The sequence below is a fragment of the Reinekea marinisedimentorum genome (assembly GCF_004341165.1).
Taxonomy (GTDB): Bacteria; Pseudomonadota; Gammaproteobacteria; order Pseudomonadales; family Natronospirillaceae; genus Reinekea; species Reinekea marinisedimentorum.
On the sequence record NZ_SLZR01000043.1, the window covers coordinates 1 to 2,922 of the forward strand.

3 protein-coding genes and 1 pseudogene are annotated in these 2,922 nt (G+C 41.8%); all 4 read left to right on the plus strand.

Annotated features, from left to right (window positions below; translation table 11 throughout):
* Positions 1 to 300: pseudogene (locus BCF53_RS19340) on the plus strand (transposase); the annotation flags it as partial.
* A 270-nt stretch (positions 301 to 570) separates the two neighbouring features.
* Positions 571 to 1,173, plus strand: a complete 603-nt coding sequence (locus tag BCF53_RS18970) for an imm11 family protein (protein ID WP_132704331.1) — start codon at positions 571 to 573, stop codon at positions 1,171 to 1,173.
* Between the two features lie 180 nt (positions 1,174 to 1,353).
* Positions 1,354 to 1,959, plus strand: a complete 606-nt coding sequence (locus BCF53_RS18975) for an imm11 family protein (RefSeq protein ID WP_132704333.1) — start codon at positions 1,354 to 1,356, stop codon at positions 1,957 to 1,959.
* Between the two features lie 14 nt (positions 1,960 to 1,973).
* Complete coding sequence (locus tag BCF53_RS18980; protein WP_132704335.1) at positions 1,974 to 2,669, plus strand: immunoglobulin domain-containing protein; 696 nt, start codon at positions 1,974 to 1,976, stop codon at positions 2,667 to 2,669.
* Positions 2,670 to 2,922: the final 253 nt, after the last annotated feature.

Below are 2,922 nucleotides of genomic sequence, written 5' to 3' on the forward strand. Positions count from 1 at the left end.
CCATTCGTCGGCAATCCACGCCAGCCCATGCCCGAAGGCCTGCCATTCAAACTTGAAGATTACTTGCAACTGCTCGATTGGACAGGCCGCTGCCTGCGTGAAGACAAGCGAGGCGCAATACCCGCCAACCTGCCGCCCATCTTAAAACGCCTAAACATTGAACCTAAAAACTGGCTTTACAGCGCACAGCATTTTGAAAAAAGCTTTAAAGGCTTTGCCGGAAAGTTGGATTCGCTGAAGCAGAAATTACCTGATCTGGGCTATCAGCGAATACCAAACGTTGGTGTACTGCTGACTTAGACACTCTTTCAAACAATATTGAGAAATTCAGCCGCGCTGAAGTTTTAGTGTGCCTGAAATCGGCGGTTTTAGGTGAAATCAAATTAATTCTGGCCGTTCGCTTGACTGCTGAAGCAGCGCAAGCCCCTCATCAAGCAAGGAGAAGGCTCTATGATTTAGGATGGGTGTCTTGTTAACTCGATAAAGTAAGCGCGATTAATATTTTGACTGATATACGTAATGAGTTACTGTCAAATATGTTTGTACCATTGAATAAGAGGGCGATGTAGTTTGGCAATTTATGAACTAAGTTGGAATCAAAAATACGCCGAGTGCGGAGGTATTTCCCGGGCAGACAAACGAGCATTGCGATGGTTTCATCCAGCACTAGGTGATCCGTTGCCGCCCTTGAATGATTGGCAGGTACCAACGGTTGCTCAATATTTAGAAGGACTCCATAAAACGCCGACGCCCTATGGTGATTTGGTGTCTAATGGGGGTAATGTGTTGTTGAGTGGCAGAGCAGTGGGTCTATTAAAATCATTCCTTGACGGCATTACTATACTTTATCCAGTTATTGTTGAAGAAGTTCCTGACGAAGAGTACTTCTTGCTGAGCTTACGCAATGAACTACCCTTTGAAGCATTGGATCGCTACCAGTCGACAGGCTCCCCAGTTCGGCATGGGGTGCGAGCGAATCAGGGCTTTTTAGCACCGATTCACAACTGGGTGTTTAATGAAGAATTTGTTAGTGGGCAACATCTATTTTCTTTGCCTGATAGGGAAACGACTTATTATGTTAGCGAGCGTTTTAAAGATGCTGTTGTTGAAGCGGGTCTTACTGGCTTTTGTTTTAAAAACGAATTTTATGATGAAAATCTAATTCTGACATAGCCAGGCTTGTTTTAGTTGAATAAGAATTTAGTGTCATTTTTACCAGAAGATTTTTCTAAAAGTCAGTGTATTAAGAATGCGTATAGCGTTGAAAAGGGGGTGCGATAAATATCTTAAGTGATATACGCAATGAGTTATTATCAGGGACTTTTACCTCATTAAATAAGAGAGCAATGTAATATGCAAATTTACAAGTTAAGTGGAAATGATAATTTGCCTGAGTGTGCCGGTAAAACTAAATCTGATGAGGAGGCTTTAAGTTGGTTTCACCCATTGCTTGGTAAGCCTCTGCCGTCGATATCTGAATGGGTTCCGACAACGCTCGTACCGTCTTCATCCGAAGCAAGCAAGAACAAGAATTGGACGTACAGTTCGATGCTTACAAGCACGCCGCTGTTTTTTTTGAGTTCTTCATCGGTTGAGCTTTTGAATCCTTTTTTGAATGGACAAATCGACCTTTACCCCGTTACATTTGAGGACGATTTAAGTCAAAAATATTTCATGCTCAAGGTAAATAATGAACTGCCTGCAGAATCTTTGGATAGAGAACATTCGATTGGTGATCCCGTTAAGTATGGGCCTAAAGCAAACTTAGGGTTATTGAGCCCCATATATAATTGGAAGTTTAGAGAAGAGCTTGTAAAAGGGCATGATATTTTTACATTGCCCGATAGCAATACTACGATTTATGTCAGTTCTCGATTTAAAGATGCTGTTCTAGAATCAGGTTTGACAGGTTTCTGTTTTAAGCACGAGTACATCGATGAAAACCCAATTTTAACATAAGCAATTTTTTGCAGATGATTAAGAAATTAGTGCAACTTTTACCAGAAGATTTTTCTAAAAGTCAGTGTATTAAGAATGCGTATAGCGTTGAAAAGGGGGTGTTAGAGTTAGGAATTTCGATAAATAAGCTGAAGCACCCTACTAGTGAGTATAATGGATGCTATTTCATAGAGCTTTATATCTGTATTTCCCCGCTCTATTCGCCAAGCTATATAAAGTCAAAAGGTAAAGAAGTCGCATTATGGGGTACTGTTTTAGGGTCTGAAGTAGTTGAAATGAGCTCTGAATTGAGTGGCAGGTCCTTTTGGAGTGAGTCTCAGCTATCTGATCTTCAGCAGACTATCAATCAGGTGGTGGAGCCTTGGTTCAAAGTTGCAGGTAATCCAGAGTATTTAATACAGTTCTATCAGGCAGTTATTCACAGTCCTGACTCAAAACACTACCTGGAAGTTGAGAGCGCATTAGGCAACTTCCTTGCTCAGAAGTCTAATGTGCCAGTTCACAAGCGAAACCAGTTTTATAAGAATTTATCAGTTCTGTATGAAAATATGGGCGCTTATAGTGACGCGCACCTCTCTATAGAAAAGTACAAAGAATATGTTCATGCCTCCTCGGCGAAGACAGCTTTAAAGCGCATATTGGATGAAAATGAACAGATACTTGAATTGATAGATCAAGGCGTTTCTCGTTTAACGAAACTAAAAGGTTAGAGTAGTCATCTGAAATCACACAGCTACATTTTGGCGTGAATGGCCATATAATCGTTAGCGTTCGCTTGACAGCTGAAGCAGCACAAGCTCCTCATCAAGCAAGGAGTAGGCTCTATGATTTAGGATGGGTGTCTTGTTAACTCACTTGCTCGGCTTTCATGAACTCTGCTTCCGACATTCGCAACCACTTCTTTACCAGGGCGGTGCTCGCCCAATAGCCCAGCAGGTAGTTCGTCAGCGAGCCCAGAACGTT

Excerpts from the sequence above, each read along its gene's own strand:
- BCF53_RS18975 (WP_132704333.1), top strand. The coding sequence starts at position 1,354 with ATGCAAATTTACAAGTTAAGTGGAAATGATAATTTGCCTGAGTGTGCC.
- BCF53_RS18980 (WP_132704335.1), top strand. The coding sequence starts at position 1,974 with ATGATTAAGAAATTAGTGCAACTTTTACCAGAAGATTTTTCTAAAAGT.